This window comes from Actinomadura sp. NPDC049753 (assembly GCF_040674655.1).
Taxonomy (GTDB): domain Bacteria; phylum Actinomycetota; class Actinomycetes; order Streptosporangiales; family Streptosporangiaceae; genus Spirillospora; species Spirillospora verrucosospora.
The window spans coordinates 1-20299 of record NZ_JBFARL010000084.1 but is presented as its reverse complement, the minus strand read 5'-3'; the positions used below and the strand labels follow the sequence as shown (position 1 = coordinate 20299).

The 20299-nt window shown below is 73.7% G+C and carries 17 protein-coding genes; 10 read left to right on the top strand and 7 right to left on the bottom strand.

The annotated features are described in order from the left end of the window. The first annotated feature begins 194 nt into the window (after positions 1–194). A complete protein-coding gene (locus AB0K37_RS21940; RefSeq protein WP_363983909.1) occupies positions 195–3047 on the top strand; it encodes an FAD-linked oxidase C-terminal domain-containing protein in 2853 nt (950 codons plus the stop codon). Between the two features lie 13 nt (positions 3048–3060). Here the strand turns inward: AB0K37_RS21940 and AB0K37_RS21935 are convergent, their stop codons facing one another. Next, entirely contained in the window at positions 3061–3807 is a 747-nt protein-coding gene (locus AB0K37_RS21935) for an IclR family transcriptional regulator (RefSeq protein ID WP_363983907.1), read from the bottom strand. A 93-nt stretch (positions 3808–3900) separates the two neighbouring features. On the opposite strand from AB0K37_RS21935, the gene AB0K37_RS21930 reads away from it, so the two are divergent. The 3 genes from AB0K37_RS21930 to dmpG are packed head-to-tail and all read left to right on the top strand — an operon-like array spanning position 3901 to position 6672. Next, entirely contained in the window at positions 3901–4698 is a 798-nt protein-coding gene (locus AB0K37_RS21930) for a 2-keto-4-pentenoate hydratase (RefSeq protein ID WP_363983905.1), read from the top strand. Further along, the gene (locus AB0K37_RS21925; RefSeq protein ID WP_363983903.1) at positions 4695–5591 is read left to right on the top strand and encodes an acetaldehyde dehydrogenase (acetylating); all 897 of its coding nucleotides are present in this window, start codon (positions 4695–4697) and stop codon (positions 5589–5591) included. Before AB0K37_RS21930 ends, AB0K37_RS21925 begins: the two co-directional genes overlap by 4 nt. Positions 5592–5640: 49 nt before the next feature. Next, positions 5641–6672 carry a 4-hydroxy-2-oxovalerate aldolase gene (dmpG, locus tag AB0K37_RS21920; RefSeq protein ID WP_363983901.1) on the top strand — a complete coding sequence of 344 codons (1032 nt, stop codon included), beginning with the start codon at positions 5641–5643 and terminating at the stop codon, positions 6670–6672. Here dmpG and AB0K37_RS21915 read toward each other — a convergent pair. Then, positions 6667–7326 (bottom strand): HAD family hydrolase, encoded by a 660-nt coding sequence (locus AB0K37_RS21915; RefSeq protein ID WP_363983899.1) that lies wholly within the window; start codon positions 7324–7326, stop codon positions 6667–6669. The two genes, dmpG and AB0K37_RS21915, sit on opposite strands and share 6 nt — an antisense overlap. A gap of 93 nt (positions 7327–7419) precedes the next feature. Here AB0K37_RS21915 and AB0K37_RS21910 point away from each other — a divergent pair, with 93 nt between their 5' ends. Next, positions 7420–8010: a TetR family transcriptional regulator C-terminal domain-containing protein gene (locus AB0K37_RS21910; protein ID WP_363983897.1), complete on the top strand. Its 591-nt coding sequence runs from the start codon at positions 7420–7422 to the stop codon at positions 8008–8010. 7 nt (positions 8011–8017) lie between these two features. Here AB0K37_RS21910 and AB0K37_RS21905 read toward each other — a convergent pair whose 3' ends face one another. After that, entirely contained in the window at positions 8018–8875 is an 858-nt protein-coding gene (locus tag AB0K37_RS21905) for a universal stress protein (protein ID WP_363983895.1), read from the bottom strand. 101 nt (positions 8876–8976) lie between these two features. On the opposite strand from AB0K37_RS21905, the gene AB0K37_RS21900 reads away from it, so the two are divergent. After that, positions 8977–9531 (top strand): hypothetical protein, encoded by a 555-nt coding sequence (locus tag AB0K37_RS21900; protein WP_363983893.1) that lies wholly within the window; start codon positions 8977–8979, stop codon positions 9529–9531. 112 nt (positions 9532–9643) lie between these two features. Beyond that, positions 9644–10387 (top strand): aquaporin, encoded by a 744-nt coding sequence (locus AB0K37_RS21895; RefSeq protein WP_363983891.1) that lies wholly within the window; start codon positions 9644–9646, stop codon positions 10385–10387. Positions 10388–10418: 31 nt separating this feature from the next. Here the strand turns inward: AB0K37_RS21895 and argG are convergent, their stop codons facing one another. After that, positions 10419–11867, bottom strand: a complete 1449-nt coding sequence (argG, locus tag AB0K37_RS21890; RefSeq protein WP_363983889.1) for an argininosuccinate synthase — start codon at positions 11865–11867, stop codon at positions 10419–10421. 1325 nt (positions 11868–13192) lie between these two features. On the opposite strand from argG, the gene AB0K37_RS21885 reads away from it, so the two are divergent. Continuing rightward, a complete protein-coding gene (locus tag AB0K37_RS21885; protein WP_363983887.1) occupies positions 13193–13651 on the top strand; it encodes a hypothetical protein in 459 nt (152 codons plus the stop codon). 42 nt (positions 13652–13693) lie between these two features. Here AB0K37_RS21885 and AB0K37_RS21880 read toward each other — a convergent pair whose 3' ends face one another. Beyond that, a complete protein-coding gene (locus tag AB0K37_RS21880) occupies positions 13694–15220 on the bottom strand; it encodes an AMP-binding protein (protein WP_363983885.1) in 1527 nt (508 codons plus the stop codon). Positions 15221–15275: 55 nt separating this feature from the next. Next, on the bottom strand, positions 15276–17060 hold the full coding sequence (locus AB0K37_RS21875) for an SAM-dependent methyltransferase (protein WP_363983884.1): 1785 nt from the start codon (positions 17058–17060) through the stop codon (positions 15276–15278). Positions 17061–17133: 73 nt separating this feature from the next. Here AB0K37_RS21875 and AB0K37_RS21870 point away from each other — a divergent pair, with 73 nt between their 5' ends. Then, the gene (locus tag AB0K37_RS21870) at positions 17134–18033 is read left to right on the top strand and encodes a LysR family transcriptional regulator (protein WP_363983882.1); all 900 of its coding nucleotides are present in this window, start codon (positions 17134–17136) and stop codon (positions 18031–18033) included. Between the two features lie 129 nt (positions 18034–18162). Then, positions 18163–18984, top strand: a complete 822-nt coding sequence (locus tag AB0K37_RS21865; protein WP_363983880.1) for an SAM-dependent methyltransferase — start codon at positions 18163–18165, stop codon at positions 18982–18984. Between the two features lie 7 nt (positions 18985–18991). Here AB0K37_RS21865 and AB0K37_RS21860 read toward each other — a convergent pair whose 3' ends face one another. Further along, positions 18992–20125 (bottom strand): discoidin domain-containing protein, encoded by a 1134-nt coding sequence (locus AB0K37_RS21860; RefSeq protein WP_363983878.1) that lies wholly within the window; start codon positions 20123–20125, stop codon positions 18992–18994. Between the last annotated feature and the right edge of the window lie 174 nt (positions 20126–20299).

Genomic DNA, 20299 nt, shown 5'->3' with positions numbered 1-20299 from the left:
CACCCTTGCCTCCGTCAGCCCGATTTCGGTGGGCCTTCCCGCCGCGTCCCGCGGATAACCATGATCGGTTTCCGCCGCACCACCCTCGTGGAGCCCGGTGACGCCCGGTAGGGACCTTGGTCCCGACAAAGGCCCCCGCGGGGACGCGGGGCGCCCGGCGGCGGGCGCCCGCACCATGACCTACCGTGGTCACCGTGACCGACCATCGTGAGCACGGCGAGCTGGTGGAGGCGCTGCGGGCGGCCGGGGTCAGCGGGGTGGACGACTCGGCGCTCGCGCGGTCCCTGTACTCCTCGGACGCCTCCCTGTACCGGGTGCCGCCGCGGGTCGTGGTGACGCCCCGTGAGGCGGACGAGCTGCCCGCCGTCCTCGCCGTGTGCCGGGACGCCGGGGTGCCGCTCACGATGCGCGGCGCCGGGACGTCCATCGCGGGCAACGCGGTCGGGCCCGGGGTCGTCGCGGACGTGAGCCGGCACCTGAACCGGGTGCTGGAGATCGACCCGGAGGCGGGGACGGCGCTGGTGGAGCCCGGCATCGTGCAGGAGCGCCTGCACCGGAGGGCCGCCGAGCACGGGCTGCGGTTCGGGCCCGATCCGTCCACCCGGACGCGGGCCACGCTCGGCGGGATGATCGGCAACAACGCGTGCGGGTCGCGGGCGCTCGGCTACGGGCGCACGAGCGACAACGTGCTCGGCCTCGACGTCGTCACCGGGTCCGGGGAGCGGCTGCGGGTCGGCGACGTGCCGGGGGCGCGGACCGGCGGCGTCCTGCTGGAGCGGCTGCGGGGGCTGGTCGGCGACAACCTGGCCCTCGTGCGGACCGAGTTCGGGAGGTTCGGCCGGCAGGTCTCCGGCTACTCGCTGGAGCACCTCCTGCCGGAGAAGGGCTTCGACGTCGCCCGCGCGCTGGTGGGGAGCGAGGGGACGCTCGCGCTGACGCTCGCGGCACGGGTGCGGATGGTCCGCGAGCCCGCGCACCGGGCGCTCGTGGTGCTCGGGTACGGGTCGATGGCCGAGGCCGCCGACGCCGTCCCGGCGATCCTCCCGCACGGCCCGGTCGCGTGCGAGGGCCTGGACTCGCGGATCGTGAACGTCGTGCGGGAGAGGCGCGGCGCCGGCGCGGTGCCGCCGCTGCCGTCCGGGTCGGGATGGCTGCTGGTGGAGCTGGCCGGATCCGAGCCCGGGGCGCTGCGTTCCGCGGCGCGCGGGGTCGTCGCCGCGTCCGGCTGCGCCGACTCGGCGCTCGTGGAGGACATGGCGCTGGCCGACGCGCTGTGGCGGATCCGCGAGGACGGGTCCGGGCTCGTCGCCCGCACGCCCGGCGGCGAGCAGGCGCACGCCGGATGGGAGGACGCGGCCGTCCCGCCCGAGCGGCTCGGCGCGTACCTGCGAGAGTTCGAGACGCTGCTGGCCGGTTACGACCTGTTCGGCGTGCCGTACGGGCACTTCGGCGACGGGTGCATCCACGTCCGGATCGACTTCCCGTTCGGGCGGACCGGCGGGACGCGCGTCTTCCGCGACTTCCTGAACGACGCGGCCGCGCTGGCGGCCCGGCACGGCGGCACCATGTCCGGCGAGCACGGCGACGGCCGGGCCCGCAGCGAGCTGCTGCCGCACATGTACTCGCCCGAGGCGCTGGCGCTGTGCTCGGCCGTCAAGGACGTCTTCGATCCGGACGACGTGCTCAACCCCGGCATCGTCGTCCGCCCGGCGGCCGTGGACGCCGACCTGCGCGCCGTGCAGACGGTGCCGCTGAACCGAGGGCTCGGTCTCGCCTACCGGGACGACCGCGGCGACCTGTCCCGGGCCGTGCACCGCTGCACCGGCGTGGGCAAGTGCCGCGCCGACAACACCGGGCCGGGCGGCGTGATGTGCCCGTCCTACCTGGCGACCCGGGAGGAGAAGGACTCCACGCGCGGACGGGCCCGGGTCCTCCAGGAGGTCGTCAGCGGCAGACTCGGCCCGGACGGCTGGAGGTCCAAGGCCCTGCACGACGTCCTCGACCTCTGCCTGGCCTGCAAGGGCTGCGCGTCCGACTGCCCGACCGGCGTCGACATGGCCTCCTACAAGGCGGAGGCGCTGCACCAGCGGTACCGGGGGCGGATCCGGCCGCGCTCCCACTACGCGCTCGGCCGGCTCCCGCGCTGGACCCGGCTCGCCGCCAGGGCCCCCGCGGCGATCAGGGCGGTCAACGCGGCGATGCGGTCGCGCGCGCTGAAGCCGCTGCTGGCCTGGGGAGCGGGCATCGACCGGCGGCGCACGCTCCCCGCGCTCGCGCCCGTGACGTTCCGGCGCTGGTTCGCCTCCCACCGCAGCCCGGAGGGCCGCAACGGCGACGTCGTGCTGTTCGTGGACAGCTTCACCGACGCGTTCTCCCCCGAGGTGGGCCGGGCGACCGTGCGGGTGCTGGAGCACGCCGGCTACCGCGTCACGGTGACCGAGCGCCCCGTGTGCTGCGGGATCACATGGATCTCCACCGGGCAGCTGGACGGGGCGCGGGCGCAGGCGCGCCGCGCCGTCCGCGCGCTGCTCCCCCACGTCCGGCGCGGCGCCAGGGTCGTCGGGATGGAGCCGTCCTGCACCGGCGTGCTGCGGTCCGACGCCGAGGAGCTGCTGAGGGGCGTGGACGCGGCCGCCGCCCGCGAGGTCGCCGCCGCGACCCGCACCCTGGCCGAGCTGCTCGCCGAGACACCGGACTGGACGCCGCCCGACCTGTCCGGCGTGACCGGGGTCGCGCAGCCGCACTGCCACCACCACGCCGTCATGGGCTGGGCGAAGGACGCCGAGCTTCTGCGGAAGGCGGGCGCGGGCGTCGAGCGGCTCGGCGACTGCTGCGGCCTGGCCGGCAACTTCGGCGTCGAGAAGGGCCACCACGAGGTGTCGGTCGCCGTCGCCGAGCACCGGCTGCTCCCGGCGGTCCGCGCGGCCGGGGAGGACGCCGTGGTCCTGGCCGACGGGTTCAGCTGCCGCACGCAGCTGCGCGAGCTCGCGCACCGCGACGGCGAGCACCTGGCCCAGCTCCTGGCCCGCCGCCTGCCGGGGCGATGACCGCCCGGCGCGGCTAACCGCCCAGCGTGCGCGAGAGGGTGAGCGCGGCGGTGTGGACGGCAGGGGCGACCGCGGCGAGCCGCATCCGGGTCGCCCAGCCCGACACCGACAGCGCGCCGAGGACCAGGCCGTCCGGGCCGAGGACGGGGCTGGCGGCGCAGACGATCCCGCGCCCGGACTCCTCCCGGTCGTAGGCGACGCCATCGCGCCTGATCGTCTCCAGCTCGCGGGCGAGCAGCCCCGGCGCGGTCACGCTGCGCTCGCCGACCCTGACCAGCTCCGACTCCAGCACGCCCTTGACCACCTCCGGCGGGGAGAAGGCGAGGATCGCCTTGCCCACCCCGGTCACGTGCGCGGGCAGCCGCCCGCCCACCTGGGACGGCAGCCGCGGCCCGCCGGAGGAGCCGAGGATCTCCACGTAGACGACCTCGCCGCCCTCCAGCACTGCGAGGTGGACGGTCTGCCGTGTCGCCTCCCGCAGGTCCGACATGTACGGGACGGCGGCGTCCCGCAGCACCCGCTGGCGCGGCACCCGCTGCCCGATCTCGAACAGCCGCAGCCCGAGCCGGACCCGCGGGCCCCGGCGCTCCAGCAGCCCGGCGTCCACCAGGTCGAGGGCGATGCGGTGCGCGGTCGACTTCGGCAGGCCGCTGCGGCGGGCCAGCTCGGCCGGGCCCAGGCCGTCGTCCTCCGGGCGGAACGCCGACAGCACCGCGACGACGCGGCGCAGGAAGCTCTCCTCGGACGGGACGGACTCCATGGAAGAAGTGTCCCACCACGCGGGACGGCGGCGTTGCCCGCGGGGGTCGCGGCGGGAGAGGCTCGGCCTGCCCACGAACGAAAGGACGGCCCCATGGACCCGGGTTCCGTGGAGAAGGCCGCGGCCGCGCTGCTCGACGCGTACGCCACCGGCACTCCCATCTCGCCGCTGACGAAGGACCATCCGACCATGTCGGTGGCCGACGCCTACGCGGTCCAGCTCGCCCAGGTCAAGGCGTGGACGGCCGCCGGTGCGCGGATCAAGGGCCACAAGGTCGGCCTGACCTCGGCCGCGATGCAGCGCCAGATGGGCGTCGACCAGCCGGACTTCGGCGTGCTGCTGGACACGATGTTCCTGCCGGAGAGCGCACCGATCGACACCGGCCGGTTCCTGCAGCCCCGGATCGAGCCGGAGATCGCGTTCGTGCTGGGCCGTCCCCTGGCCGGTCCGGGCGCCACGGCGGCGGACGCCGTCGCGGCCGTCGAGTACGTGCTGCCCGCCCTCGAGGTGATCGACTCCCGCATCGCGGACTGGAAGATCACCCTTCCGGACACGATCGCGGACAACGCCTCCAGCGGCGGCGTCGTGCTCGGCGCCCGCCCGGTCCGGCTGGACGACCAGGACCTGTCGCTGATGGGCTGCCTGCTGCGCCGCGACGGCGACCTGATCGACACCGGCGCGGGCGGCGCGGTCCTCGGATCGCCGATCAACGCGCTGGTCTGGCTGGCCAACGTCCTCGGCGAGCGCGGCGTGAGCCTGGAGGCCGGGCACGTGGTGCTGCCCGGCTCGATCACCGCGGCCGTGCCGGTCGCGCCCGGGGAGACGCTCACGGCGACGTTCGCCGGGATCGGTTCCGTTACCGCTCGTTTCGGAAAGGAGGAGCGGGCATGAGCACGTTGACGGCGGCGATCGTCGGGCCGGGCAACATCGGCACCGACCTGCTGGTCAAGCTCCAGCGCAGCGAGCTGATCGACGTCCACTCGATGGTCGGCGTGGTGCCGGAGTCCGACGGCCTGGAGCGCGCCCGCAGGATGGGCGTCGAGGCGTCGGCGGAGGGCGTGGACTGGCTGCTGAAGCAGCCCACGCTGCCCGACCTGGTGTTCGAGGCGACGTCGGCGAAGGCGCACCTGGCCAACGCGCCCCGCTACGAGGAGGCGGGGATCACGGCGATCGACCTGACGCCGGCCGCGGCGGGCCCCCTGGTGTGCCCGCCGGTGAACCTGGGCTCCCTGTCGGACGCCCCCAACCTCAACATGATCACCTGCGGCGGGCAGGCGACGATCCCGATCGTGCACGCGGTGTCCTCGGTGGTGCCGGTGCCCTACGCCGAGATCGTCGCGTCGATCGCGTCCCGCTCGGCGGGTCCCGGCACCCGCGCGAACATCGACGAGTTCACCGAGACCACGGCCCGCGCGATCGAGCAGGTCGGCGGCGCCGGGCGGGGCAAGGCGATCATCATCCTCAACCCGGTGGACCCGCCGATGATCATGCGGGACACGGTGTTCTGCGCGATCCCGTCCGACGCCGACACCACGGCGATCGCGGAGTCGATCGAGAAGATGGTGGCGGAGGTCGCCGCCTACGTCCCCGGCTACACGCTGCGGGTCGAGCCGCAGTTCGACGAGCCCCGCGAGATCTGGAACGGGATGGCCCGCGTCGCGGTGTTCCTGGAGGTCCGCGGCAACGGCGACTACCTGCCGCCGTGGGCCGGCAACCTCGACATCATGACCGCGGCCGCCGCCAGGGTCGGCGAGCAGCTCGCGCGCGGGAAGGCCTCGAAATGAGCGAAGCGAACCGGGGGGTGTGGGGGGTCGCCCCCCACAGGGAACAGGTATGAGCGACGTCAACGAGAAGATCCGGATCACCGACTCCACGCTGCGGGACGGCAGCCACGCGATGGCGCACCGCTTCACCGAGGAGCAGGTGCGCGGCGTCGTGCACGCCCTGGACGCCGCCGGGGTCGAGGTCATCGAGGTCACCCACGGCGACGGCCTCGGCGGGTCGTCCTTCAACTACGGCTTCTCGCTGGAGGACGACGTCAAGCTCGTCGCCGCCGCCGTGGACGAGGCGACCCGGGCCAAGATCGCCGTCCTGCTGCTGCCGGGCCTCGGCACGGTCCACGACCTGAAGATGGCGCACGACGCGGGCGCGTCCGTCGCCCGGGTCGCCACGCACTGCACCGAGGCGGACGTGTCGCTGCAGCACTTCGCCGCCGCCCGCGACCTCGGCATGGAGACCGTCGGGTTCCTCATGCTCTCGCACCGGGTCGGCCCGGACGAGCTGGCGCGGCAGGCCCGGATCATGGTGGACGGCGGCGCGCAGTGCGTCTACGTCGTCGACTCCGCCGGCGCCCTGGTCCTCGGCGAGGCGCAGGAGCGGATCAGCGCGCTGGTCAAGGAGATCGGGCACGAGGCGCAGGTCGGCTTCCACGGCCACCAGAACCTGTCCCTCGGCGTCGCCAACTCCGTCCTGGCGCAGCAGAACGGCGCCCGGCAGATCGACGGCGCGCTGTGCGCGCTCGGCGCGGGGGCGGGCAACTCCCCCACCGAGGTGCTGGTCGCGACGTTCGAGCGGCTCGGCGTCCCGACGGGCGTCGACGTGCAGGGCGCGCTGGCGGCGGCCGACGACGTGGTGAAGCCGTTCCTGCACCGGCTGCCGTTCGCCGACCGCGGCGCGATCACGCAGGGGTACGCGGGCGTGTACTCCAGCTTCCTGCTGCACGCAGAGCGGGCCGCCGAGCGCTACGGCGTCCCGGCGCACGAGATCCTGCAGAAGGTCGGCGAGGCCGGCTACGTGGGCGGCCAGGAGGACATGATCATCGACGTGGCGCTCCAGCTCGCCGCCGAGCGCGACCGCGCCTCATAGCGCGAGCGGGCTGCGGTCCAGGTCGTCCAGGAGGGCGCGGGGGTCGTCGTAGACGGCCGCCGCGCCCGCCTCCTCCAGCTCGGCGCGGCTCCAGCCGCCGGTGAGCACGCACACGCACGGCATTCCCGCGCGCCGGGCGGCCTCGACGTCCCAGCGGGTGTCGCCGACGAACACGGCCCGGGCGGCGGGCACCGCCGCGCGTTCCAGCGCGAGCTCGACGAGGTCCGGCGCCGGCTTGGTCGCCTCCACCTCAGAGCCGGAGGTGGCCTCGTCGATGGCGTCGTCGGCGTCCAGCGCCGCGCGCAGCGCCTTCAGCTCGGGCGCGGCGGCCGAGCTGGCGAGCACGACGCGGCTCCCGCGCCCGGAGCACGCCCGCAGCAGGTCGGCGGCGCCGTCGAAGGCCTGGAGCCGCGACCAGTACTGGGCGTACAGGGCCGTGTGCGCGGTGCGGATCCCGTCGTCGGCGTCCCGGTCCCGGTCGTCCGGGAGCAGGTGGTCGAGCAGCTTGTCCGAGCCCATGCCGACCGCCCGGTGCACGTCCGCCATGGGGACGGTGTGCCCGTGCTGGAGGAACGCCTGCCACCAGGTGGCCGCGTGCAGGTAGTTGGTGTCGACCAGCGTGCCGTCGACGTCGAAGAGCACCGCATCGATCATGCGGCGGCCCTACCCCGTCCGCGCCCCGGGAATCGGGCGCCCGCGGTGATCTCGATCGGTTGCACGGTGCAAGCGTTGGGATAGCGTGGCGTGATGACCCACGAGGAGCCCCGCGCGTCGACGCCCCGCGGACTGGCACGCCGGGAGCAGCTCGTGGGGATCGGTCTCGACCTGCTCGCCGAGGGCGGCTGGGCCGCGCTCACGGCCCGGGCCGTCGCGGACCGGGCCCGGATCCGGCCGGGGCTGCTCCACCACTACTTCAACGGGCTGCCGGGGCTGCACGTGGCCGTCGCGCAGCGGGCCAGCGAGACGATCGTCGACCCGCTGGTGGACGCGCTGGTGACCGCGCCGGACACCGCGGCCGCGCTGCGGGCGCTGCGCGAGCGCGTCCTGGACGTGCTCGCCGGGGAGCGCAACCTCAGGCTCGCCGCCGAACTGCTGGTCCGGGCGCTGCGCGACCCGCGGATGGGCGCCGAGCGGCGGGACTGGTCGAGGGACGCGCGGGCCCGCGTCGCCGCGCGGCTGGAGCACCTGCGCCCCGGGTGGCCGGCCGAGCGCCGCGAGGGGACCGCCATGCTCTTCACCGCGGTGCTGGACGGCCTGATGCTCCAGCTGATCCTCGACCCCGACCTGCCGGCCGACCCCGCCCTGCACGCGACCGAGGCCTGGGCCGGGGACTCCTGACCGGCGCTCAGTCCGGGCGGGCGGGGACGATCGCGACGGCGCGGCGGGCATGCCGGAGCACCGCCGTGCTGGTCGAGCCCAGGGGGGCGATCCCGGCGCCCCGGTCGCCCAGCACCAGAAGCCCGGCGTCGTCCGCGGCGTGGAACAGCGCCTCCATGGGGCGCTCCAGGAGCAGCGAGACCCGGATGTCGAGCCGCGGATACCGCTCGCGCCATGGCGCCACGGCCGCCTCCAGCTCGGCGGCGCGCGTCTTCTCCAGCAGTTCCCTGTCGTGGAACAGCGCCAGCTCGTCCGCGTCGACCGCGGCGGGCTCCCAGCAGGCGTACACCACGCGCAGCTCCCACCGGCGCAGCGCCGCCTCGGCGGCGGCGAAGCCGAGCGCCGGGTCGCACCACGTCGTCCCGTCGGCGCCCGCCACGACCCGGCGGGGGCCCAGCCCGTCCTTCACGACGACCACCGGGCGGGTGGCGCCGGCCGCGAGTTCCAGCACCCCCGCGCCCTCGGCCAGCCGCTCGGGGGCCCCGACCACCACCAGCTCAGCCTCGCGGGACTCGCTCAGCAGGGCGTCACGGGCGGGGCCGCGGACCAGGCGGCCGCGCACCGCGCCGGGCGCCCCCAGTTCGCGGGCGCGCCGCCTGCCGCGCTCCAGCAGGTTCCATCCCGCCCGCCTCATGACCGTCTCGCCGTGCGGGTCCTCGTGCCCCTCCGGGTAGGGCCAGTGCCAGCAGTGGCACATCACCAGATCGAGGCCGCGCAGCCGGGCCTCCTCGATCGCCCAGCTCAGCGCCGTGTCGTCCTCCGCCGTCCCGTCGTACCCGAACAGGACGTGCGCCTGCTCGCCGCTCTCCACGCCCGTCATGTGCATGCCCTCCTCCTGTCAGTTTGCGCGCTATGCGGGCGCACCAGAAGAGGCGCGTGCCCGACCGCTTCCCAGAGCGATTACTGTCACGGACGAAGGAGGAGGCGATGAGAAGGCTAGGACGGGTCCGCCGCCGGTTCGGCTTCGACCGCAACGATCTGCGACGCGCCGTCGACCGCCGCCAGTGGGCGGTCGGCGTCGCGGCCGCGGTGCTGTTCACGGTGCTCGCCCCGCCCGCGTCCGCGCTCCTTGCCGTCGACGCCTACCGCAGCGGCGTGCGGGCCGAGCACCGCAACGTCCACCGCGTCACGGCGCAGGTCGTCCACACCGACTCGCAGGGCGGCGCCGGCGTGCGGCACACCTACGCCGAGCTGGCCTGGACGTCCCGCGACGGCCGGACGCGGACGACCGTCGTCCCGACCGACAAGTCCGTCAGGCCGGGCATGGAGCGGCGCATCTGGGTGGACACGGCGGGCAACCCGATCCAGCACCCCCAGACCCGCGCCGCCACCCTGGCCACCACCGCCGTGGCCGCGGTCACGGCCGCCGTCGCCGTGGGCGTCCCCCTGCTGGCCGGCTACCTCCTCGTCCGCCGCCGCTGCGACCGCCGCCGCTGCGCCCTCTGGGACGAGAGCTGGACCAGCCTGGCCCAGCACGCCTGACCGGCTCCCCAAGCCACCCCCATTTCCGGGTCACGGCGATCACACCGAGACGATCTTCCCGGCCCCCGGGGGTACGCCGAGGTCATCAGCGCCTCGGGGGGAAGGGGAGCACGTGTTCAGGAGGATCGCGGCGGAGCTCGTGGGCACGCTGCTCTTGGTCTACTTCGCGGTGGGCGTGGCCACCCTGTCGTTCGGCTTCGGCGTCGCCGGGCGCAGCCTCTCGGCGGGCGTCGTCGCGACGGCGCTGGCCTTCGGCCTGGTGCTCCTCGCGCTGGTCTACGCGATCGGACCCATCTCGGGCTGCCACGTCAACCCGGCCGTCACGCTGGGCGTGCTGCTCGCCCGCCGGATCCCGCCGCTCGACGCGGTCGGCTACTGGGCCGCCCAGTTCGCCGGCGGCATCCTGGGCGCGCTCCTGCTGTGGGCGACCTTCTCCGGCTCGCCGCTCTACGCCCGCTCCGTGACCGGTCTCGGCGCGGACGGGTGGGGCGACGCCAGCCTCATCCGCATCGACATGGGCGGCGCGTTCCTCACCGAGGTCGTCCTGACCGCCCTGTTCGTCTTCATCGTGCTCTCCATGACGAGCACGGCGGCCATCCCGTCGGTCGCCGGGGTCGGCATCGGCCTCGCCCTCACGACCGTGCACCTCATCGGCATCCCGATCACGGGGACCTCGGTCAACCCGGCCCGCAGCCTCGGCCCGGCCCTCGTCCTCGGCGGGACCGCCCTGTCGCAGGTGTGGCTGTTCATCGTCGCGCCGCTGGTGGGGGCCGTGGTGGCCGCGGCACTGCACGGCTTCGTCGGGCCGCCGGAGAAGGAGACCCCGCTTCCTCCCGTGGAGGAGGAGGCCCCCTAGCCCCTCTGCGGCGGCCCGGCCCCGGCCCTGGTCAGTCGGTGCCGAACTCCATGGCGGCGCGGTCGAGGACCTCGGCGTCCCGGGAGTCCTTGCCGCGGGAGGCGATCGCCTCGGCGCCGCCCGCCGGCATCGCGCCGATCAGCCCGGTCGAGGCCGCCTGCGCGGCGCCGATCAGAGCCGGGTGCGAGCTGCCGACCATGCCGAGCCCGGCGTACTGCTCCAGCTTGGCGCGCGAGTCGGCGATGTCGAGGTTGCGCATGGTCAGCTGGCCGATCCGGTCCACGGGGCCGAAGGCGGAGTCCTCGGTGCGCTCCATGGACAGCTTGTCGGGGTGGTAGCTGAACGCGGGGCCGGAGGTGTCGAGGACGGAGTAGTCCTCGCCGCGCCGCAGCCGCAGGGTCACCTCGCCGGTGACGGCCGTCCCGACCCAGCGCTGCAGCGACTCGCGCAGCATCAGCGCCTGCGGGTCCAGCCAGCGTCCCTCGTACATGAGCCGGCCGAGCCGCCGGCCCTCGCTGTGGTAGGTGGCGAGGGTGTCCTCGTTGTGGATCGCGTTGACGAGCCGCTCGTAGGCCGCGTGCAGCAGCGCCATGCCGGGCGCCTCGTAGATGCCGCGGCTCTTGGCCTCGATGACGCGGTTCTCGATCTGGTCGGACATCCCGAGGCCGTGCCGCCCGCCGATGGCGTTGGCCTCCAGCACCAGGTCGACGGCGGACCCGAACTCCTTGCCGTTGATCGTCACCGGGCGGCCCTGCTCGAAGCCGATCGTGACGTCCTCGGCGGCGATCTCCACGGCGGGGTCCCAGAACCGCACGCCCATGATCGGCTCGACGGTCTCGATGCCGGCGTCGAGGTGCTCCAGCGCCTTGGCCTCGTGGGTCGCGCCCCAGATGTTGGCGTCGGTGGAGTAGGCCTTCTCCGTGCTGTCCCGGTAGGGCAGGCCGCGGGCCAGCAGCCACTGCGACATCTCCGTACGGCCGCCGAGCTCGGTGACGAAGTCGGCGTCGAGCCAGGGCTTGTAGACCAGCAGGGACGGGTTGGCCAGCAGCCCGTAGCGGTAGAACCGCTCGATGTCGTTGCCCTTGAACGTCGAGCCGTCGCCCCAGATCTGGACGTCGTCCTCCAGCATGGCGCGGACGAGGAGCGTCCCCGTCACGGCGCGTCCGAGCGGCGTGGTGTTGAAGTAGCTGCGGCCGCCGGACCGGATGTGGAACGCGCCACACGCCAGGGCGGCGAGCCCCTCCTCCACGAGGGCGGCCCGGCAGTCGACCAGGCGCGCGACCTCCGCCCCGTACTTGGCCGCGCGGCCGGGCACGGAGGCGATGTCGGGCTCGTCGTACTGCCCGATGTCGGCGGTGTAGGCGCAGGGCACCGCGCCCTTGTCGCGCATCCACGCGACCGCCACCGAAGTGTCGAGGCCACCGGAGAAGGCGATCCCGACGCGCTCACCGACGGGCAGGGAGGTCAGCACTTTGGACATGAGCACAAGTATGCACGCTCCTGCATGAACATGCAACGCGGTCCCTCCCGCTCGTCCGCGCCCCGCCGGGCCGGACGGACGCAGGGCGGACGCGGGGCGGCCGCGGCCCCAGCCCGCAAAAGGGCCGCCACATCTCCCCTCAGAAGGGCTTGACCAGCAGTCATCACGGTTCTTACCCCGCTGAACGCCCTCCACCTCCGCGGGCAGCCGCATCAGAACGACCCCAATGACACCGTTCAATCACTCACCTCTGAGTTCGCACCGGTTTCGCACGTGCGGATCATTCGACTTTCGCGGTTCTCCCCCTACCAGGCAGACCTCCGTGAACGCAAGCACGCGAAGCCGCACGAACTCAAGGCCCAATACGCGGCGCGCCATTCGCCCCGCATTCGATCCACCGAGATGCCGATCCCGAAGCCGGTTAATAATCATCGATCGTGGCACCAAGACTTGCCGCGCAAGTTTCACTGACGTAATGGGGAATGACCGTAATGCGCCATTCCGAATCCCGAGAATGGCCGCTTGTGGCCGTTCGCCTTACTTTCTCCGCGACCTCGCGTTCCCTGGTTCATGGCGCTGCCGGAAGCCGGTCGCACGAGCGGAGGAGGCGTTCCGTCGCGGATCCGTTCGAACCCGGCCCCACTCCAGCGATCCTCAACGCGCCGACATCCAACGGAGAATTGTCCGGTTGCACCGGATTGCACGGAACGGAGGGAAACGAGATGGAGTCGGTTCGGCAAACAGTCGTTCACCGCCAAAGCAGTCGGAGGTACGCGGAACCCCTGCGTTGCGGGACGGCGAGGACGGGAAACCCGAGCGCCCCGAAAGCGAAGTGTTTTCTAACGGCGCCGAGAGCTTTCCATCTGGCGGGCTCCCCGCTCTTCCAAAAGAAGACCCGGTCACGGGAAGATTGGGGACGGTAACGAAGAGCAACCACACCGACGGAAGCTTGAACTGATCATGGATACGCCCGTCAACCCCGCTGACCAGGCGTTAGCCCGACTCCGCGAGGACTTCCAAGGCCACCGAATCTGGCGCGCCACGCGCTACGACGGGAGGCTCGGCGACTGGGTCGCCACGCTGCACGACCCAAAGGCCGGCATTGACCCGACCGTTATATGCAGTACCGCCGAAGAGCTCCGCAAGGTCCTCACCAACGAGCTCAGTCGCGCGGCCTGCCGCCCGACGCCCGACCCCCGTAAGTGGGTGCGCCGGTAATGGGGTGGATCGAACCGAAGAATCTGCACGCCGGAGCCTCGGCTTCCTCCATTACGAGCTACCTTGACCGACTTGCACATGAAGTCGTCCGGGAGGGCTGGAAGGCCGTGCCGCGCTATGACGGGGCCCTCCCGCTCCTGCGCGTCTACGACCCCGCCGTCCCGGGGTTCGGGGAGAGCATCACGCTCGCCTCCGGATCGGCGTCCGACGCCTGGTGGTACCGGTCGAGCACCGGCGAGGACCTCGCCCCGCACACGAACCCGGCCGGGGCGGCGGAGCGGATCACCCGGATCCTCACCCCCTACGTGGCGGCCGCGCTCGCCGCCCGGGCGCGCCGTCCGGTGCGGGACGGCACCGCGCCGCCGATCCCGCCGCCCGACCCCGGCGCGCCCCACACGGACACGATCGCCTACCTCCGCGCCCGTTTCGGTGTCCTGTGCTGGTGGGGTACCCACACCCGGGAATGGTGGGCCCTCATCCCCTGCGCCGCGCAGTGGAGGCTCGTCAACGCGCCCGCCTCGGAGACCCTCGCCCAGGCCATCCTCGACGTCCACGCGCACAGCTAGAGCCCGGCGCCGGGGAGGCCGCTCCTCCCCGGCGGGCCGGGTTCAGCCCGGGACGGAGCCGTCGCGGTCCTTGAGGAGGGCTTTGTGGATCTTGCCTACGGGGGTCAGGGGGACGTCCGCGGTGATGACGAACTGGCGGGGCACCTTGTAGTCGGCCAGGCGTTCGCGGCAGTAGGCGGTCAGCTCGCCGGCGGTGGGGGACTCGGCGCCCGGGCGCGGGACGACGTAGAAGCGGCCGACCTCGCCGAGGACCGCGTCGGGGACGCCGATCCCGGCGGCCATCGCGACCTTCGGGTGGGCGGTCAGGACGTTCTCGATCTCCACCGGGTAGACGTTGAAGCCGCCCTGGATGTACATCTCCTTCTTGCGCCCGCGCAGGACCAGGTGCCCGTCGGGCTCCATGGCGACCATGTCGCCCGTGGCGAGCCAGCCGTCCGGCAGGAACACCTCGGCGGTCTCGTCCGGCATGTCCCAGTAGCCGGCGGCGACGCAGGCGCCGCGGATCTGGAGCTCGCCGGTCTCGCCCGGCGGCAGCACCGTCCCGTCCGGGGCGGTCACGCGCGCCTCGAAGTCGCCGATGATCGCACCGAGCGTCCGGGAGACGGTCTCGGGGTCGTCGTCCGTCGGGGACAGGACGCAGGCGCCCGAGGATTCGGACAGTCCGTAGAGACCGTACAGAGGCGCGCCGGGGAAGCCTCGGCGGATCGCGTCGGCGAGCGCCGGCTCCACGTTGGAGCCCCCCGCCATGCACAGCCGGACGGACGAGACGTCGTGCTCGGCGAAGTCGGGGCGGCCGAGCATCAGCACGTACATCGTGGGGACGGCGCCGAGGAACGTCACCCGGTGGCGCTCGACGGCGCGCAGCGCGGCGTCCGGGGAGAACGCGGGCAGCAGCGCGACCGAGCCGCCGCTGACCAGGGCGGCCATGATGGTGCAGGTGATGCCGCCCACGTGGTTGAACGGGAGGTGGCCGAGCAGCACGTCCTCGCCGGTCATCCGGAAGTGGTCGGCCTGGGCCGAGGCCGAGGCCAGGATCCCGCGGTGGGTGATGACGGCGCCCTTGGGACGTCCCGTGGTGCCGGACGTGTAGAGGATCATCAGCGGGTCGCCCGGGTCCACCGCGGCGCGGGCCGCGGCCAGGGCCGGCGGGGGCGGGGTCGAGGCCAGGGCGTCGAAGCCCGCCCCGAAGTACACGGCGGGGATGCCGGACGACGCGAAGTACGCGGCGAAGTCGAAGTCGGGGACGGCCTCGACGCCGACGACCAGCCGGGCGCCGCTCTGCCCGAGCATGTGGGACAGCTCCCGCTCCCGGTAGCGGACGTTGAGCGGGACGACCACGGCGCCGATCCGGGCCGCGCCGAAGAACACCGCGAGCCACTGCGCGGTGTTGGGGCCGAGGAGGCCGATCCGGTCGCCCCGTCCGACGCCGCGGGCCAGAAGGCCCGCCGCGACACGGTCGACCAGCTCGTCGAACCCGGAGAACGTGATGGTGTCGTCGCCGTCGTGGAGGAACACCGCGTCCCGCGTCGCCGCGGCCTCCAGCGCCCCTCCGACCGTCACTGCCCGCATGTCGCCTTCCCTCTTCCCGGTGGCATTCGTCAGGGAGCGGTCGTGCACGCACACCTCAGAGCTTGCGGCCGACTCCGGCGTAGAACCAGATCGGCAGGGCCTCCTCCAGGGTGACCGGGCGTTCGGGCCGCCACAGCGGCGCCCACACCAGGCCCGGGTCCACCAGTTCGAAGTCGCCGAACAGCCCCGTCACCTGCTCCAGGCTGCGCGGGGTGCCGGGCGCGTTCGTCCTCTTGTAGACCTCGACGACCTTCGCCACGATGTCGGGCACGCCGTCGGCGGAGGCGTGGGTGATCGCCATGTGGCTGCCGGGGGCGAGCGCCTCGCGCAGTTCGGCCATGACGCCGGGCGGGTCGTCCTCGTCCGGGATGAAGTGCAGGGTGGCGATCGTCAGCAGCGCGACCGGCTTCTCGAAGTCCAGCAGCCGGGTGATCTCGGGATGCTCCAGGATCTCGGCGGGGCGGCGGATGTCGGCCTGGACCATCCGGGTGCCGGGCGAGTCCGCGAGGATCGCCCGTCCGTGCGCGACGACCTGGCCGTCGTAGTCGACGTAGGCGACGCGGGCGGCGGGGTTCACCGACTGGGCGATCTGGTGGACGTTCTGCTGGGTGGGGAGCCCGGTGCCGATGTCGAGGAACTGGTCGATGCCCTGCTCGGCCATGTACCGGACGGCGCGCCCCATGAACGCCCGGTTCTCCTTGATCAGGGTGATCAGGGTGGGGTCGGCTGCCTTGGCCTCCTCGGCGCGGAGGCGGTCGGCCTCGTAGTGGTCCTTGCCGCCGAGGTAGTAGTCGTACATGCGAGCGATGTTCGGCACGCTCGGGTCGAATCCGCCTGGCCCAAACCGCTCGCCTGCCACCGTGCCTCCCTGCCGGCCGCCCACGCTGATCATCTTCGCGTCCCACTCTACGGGCTGCGGTCGCGCCATCGGACCGGTCCACGAGAACGACCGATCACGATTCGGTCCGGCGGACGCGGCCCGCCCGCGCGGTCGGGAGGGCGCCCTCCGGCCGTCGCCGCCCAGAGCCGCACCGGCCGCCGCCGCGGAGACGCAGGCGACGGCGAGCCAGGCGCGCCAGGTCAGGTGCTCGTGCAGGAGGACGAGCCCGGCGAGCGCCCCGGCGGCCGGCTCCAGGCTGACCATCACGGCGACCGCGCGTGCGGGGAGCCGTCGCAGGGCCGCCATGTCCAGCGACCACGGGATGACGGCGGAAAGCAGCGCGAGGCCGAGGCCCGCGAGCAGGACCCGCGGCCGCAGCGGCGCCCCGCCCGCCAGGAGGACGAGGGGCAGGACGAGCAGCGCCGCGAACGCCACGGCCCAGGCCAGCGGAGCGCCGTCCAGCGTCCCGGCGCGCTGGTTCAGGACGAGGTAGGCGGCCATGCAGGCGCCGGAGGCCAGCGCGAGCAGGATCCCGGCGGCGGACGTCGCCGCGCCGGACGGGGCGGCCAGCAGGATCACCCCGGTGCCCGCGAGGGCGGCCCACAGCAGGTCGACCGGGCCGCGCGCCTTGGCGAGCGCCAGCGTGAGCGGGCCGAGGAACTGCAGCGTGGAGGCGACGCCGACCGGCAGCCGCGCCATCGCCGGATAGATCAGGTGCATTCCGGCGATCGCCGCCCCGAGGGCCGCGACCAGCCTCAGCGAGTCGCGGGGCGGCGGGCCGGGCCGGCGGATGAGGAGCAGGACGAGGGCCGCGAACGTCAGCCGGAGCGTGACCACTCCGGCGGGTCCGGCCACCGCGAGCATGGCCTTGCCGCAGGCCTGTCCGGACTGGATCGACGCCACGCTGCCCAGTACCAGCACCGGCGCGGGGACGCCGCGGCCGCTCGTTCCGATCGCCATGGGGAAAGTCTGGGAAGCCCGGACCTTTCGGGTCCATCGAAAGATTCCGCACAACATCGTGTTGGATGGCCACATGATCGACCATCGCCTGGAGACGCTGCGGGTGCTGCGGGAGCGGGGCACGGTCACCGCGACCGCCGAGGCGCTGCACCTGACGCCCTCGACGGTGTCGCAGCAGCTCCGGCGGCTCGGGCACGACCTCGGCGTCGAACTCCTGGAGGCGCAGGGGCGGCGGGTGCGGCTCACCGCCGCGGCGCACACGGTGCTGCGGCACGCCGACGTCCTGGCCGCGCAGTGGGAGCGGGCCCGCGCCGACCTCTCCGGGCACCGCGCCGGAACGGCCGGGCAGGTGCGGTTCTGCGGCGTCTCCAGCGCCCTGGCCGCGCTCGTGGCGCCGGCCGCCGCGCGGCTCCGCGAGGACCATCCGGCGCTCGCCGTCCACATGAGCGAGAAGGAGAGCGAGGACGCCGCCCACCTGCTCCTCGCCCGGCGGTGCGACATCGCCGTGATCATCCCCAGCGAGCAGACGCCGGCCCCGGACGACGCGCGGTTCGCGCAGTGGCCCGTGCTCGACGAGCCGCAGGACCTCCTCGTCCCGGCCGGGCACCCGCTCGCCGCTCGCGGGGCGGTCCGGCTCGCCGACGCGGCCGGCGAGCCGTGGATCGGCTCGCCGGACCGGTTCGACCAGCACCAGCTCATGCTCGCCGCCTGCGCCGCCGCCGGGTTCACGCCGCGCATCGCGCACGAGGCCAACGAGTGGTTCGCCGTCTCGGCGCTCGTCGCCCGCGGTTTCGGCATCGGCCTGGTGCCCCGGCTCGCGCCGCTGCCGCCGGACGACGACGTCGTCCGTGTGCCGCTGCGGGGTGCGGCGGCGCCGTCCCGGCGCATCATCGCGATCGTCCGCCGGGGCAGCGAGACGCAGCCGCCGATCGCGCGGGGCCTGGAGGCGCTCCGCGCGGCCGCGCGGCGCTGACGTCCGACTCGTCCGGCGGGCGCGCCTGCCTCGGGTACGTCGGACGTACCGAAAAGTAGCGTGCCATACTGGGCGATTCCTCGCGGCGGCCGCGCGTCACCGCTCGGACGTCAGTTGAATGGAGAAGCCATGCCCTTCCCCGCGGGGCACGAGCCGCAGCCTTTCGATCCGACGGCGCCCAACGAGAGCCGGATGCACGACTACTTCCTCGGCGGCAAGGACAACTACGCCGCGGACCGGCAGGCGGCGCTCCAGGCGATCGAACTGGCGCCGGAACTGCCGGTCCTGGCGCGCGAAGGGCGCAAGTTCCTCGACCGCGTCGTCCGGTTCCTCGCCGCCGCCGGGATCCGCCAGTTCCTCGACATCGGGACCGGCCTGCCCACCCAGGGAAGCGTGCACCAGATCGCTCAGGCGGTGGCGCCGGACTGCCGGGTCGTCTACGTGGACAACGATCCGGTGGTGCGCGTCCACGCGCAGGCGCTGCTGGGGGGCAACCCCCGCACCGCGGTCGTCGAGGCCGACATGCGGGACGCCGAAGGCATCGCGCGCCACCCCGACCTGCGCCGGCTGATCGACCTCGACCAGCCGACGGCGCTGCTGTTCTTCCACGTCCTCTACGCCATTCCCGACGACGAGGAGGTGGCGGAGAGCGTCCGGCGGCTGAGCGACCTGATGTCGCCGGGCAGCCATATCGCGATCTCGCATCCGGTCAGCGACCTGTGCCCGGAGGTCACCGCCAGGCTCGCCTTCCTCTACCAGCAGGAGACCCACGCGATCCGCGGCACGCCGCGCTCGAACATCCGGACCAGGGCCGAGGTGGAGAAGCTCTTCGCCGGCTGGGACCTGGTCGAGCCCGGCGTCGTCTACCTCCCCCTGTGGCGTCCCGAGCACGAGACCATCGAGTCGTCCAGGCCGATCTGGAGCGTCGGGGGCGTCGGGCGCAAGCCCTGAACGCCCGTCACCCGGCGGGGGCGCCGTAGACGCTCACCTCCGTGAGGTGGAAGGTGAGGTTGGCGGTGTTGCCGGATCCGACCACCCGGATGTAGCGGGCCCTGGCCTCGGTGGCCATGGTGTCCCCCGCGTCGGCGGCGGGGCGCGGCCCGTTGCGCCCGCCGAGGGTGAACCAGTGGTCGCCGTCGAGGCTGCCCTCCAGACGGTAGGTGTAGAAGCGGGTCCCGTCGACGTAGTTGCGGACGTTGACGCGCGAGACGTCGTCGACGGCGCCGAGGTCGACGCGCCACCAGGTCTCGCCGTAGGTCATCTGGCCGCCCCAGTAGGGCGAGTTGGCGCGGCTGCCGTCGTTGGCGGCCTCCGGGGGCCGTCCGGGCTCGGAGGACAGCGCCGTCACCGGCTTGCGGAGGCTTTGCAGCGGGTCGTCCGATCCGTTCCGGGACGTGTCGGGCGAGGCGGCGATGCCGCCGCCGAACCGGGCGATCGCCTCCTGCGCCGTGTGGGCGTTCACCGCGCTGACGAACATCCCGACGTCTTGGGCGCCCGCCGAGCCGGGGACCGTGCCGGAGCCGACCACGGCCCAGTTCACGCCGTCGGAGCTGCACGATCCGGACATCCGGTCGCCGTCCCTGCGCAGCCGCACGCGGACCTCGCCCGCGGTGAACCCGCCGACCTCGGTGTAGTGGTCGAGCCGGCCGTCGCCGTCGGCGTCGTAGGAGAAGACGCACCCGTGCGCGGGCGTCACGGCGATGGCGGCGTACCCGGCGGACCCGGTCCGGGCCAGGTCGTCGCTCGCGACCAGTCCGGCCCGCGTCCAGCCGGACGCCCCGGCCAGCTCGGTCACCTTCGTGGAGACCGCGTGCCCCGGGGTCAGCCCGTCGTCCTTGTAGACGGTCGCGAACTCGTTGGTGTCACCCCACATGTCCTTGCCGCCCGCGGCGATGCCGACCGTGTCGCCGGATCGCGCGAACTCGGCCGTCGTCGAGGCGGAGGTCTTGTAGGGCTCCCCCACCGCGCCGCCGCCGACCATGAGGAGGGAGTGCGCGCTCGCCTGCTCGGAGTCGCCTCCGGCGGTGCGCCACGAGACCGTGGCGTCCAGGCCCGGGAGGGCGCCCGGCTTCGCGCCAGCGGGTGCGGTCACCGTCCAGGTCGCGGTGGCGGTCGCGCCCGGGGCGACGTCGCCGGCCAGACCGGACGTAGCCGTGATCTTGTAACCCTCGGGCGCGGGGCGTTCCCGCGGTTCGGGTGATCCGCCCGCCGCGCCATGGTGAAGAATCGGAGCATGGCTACGACACGCACCGCGAACGCGCATTGG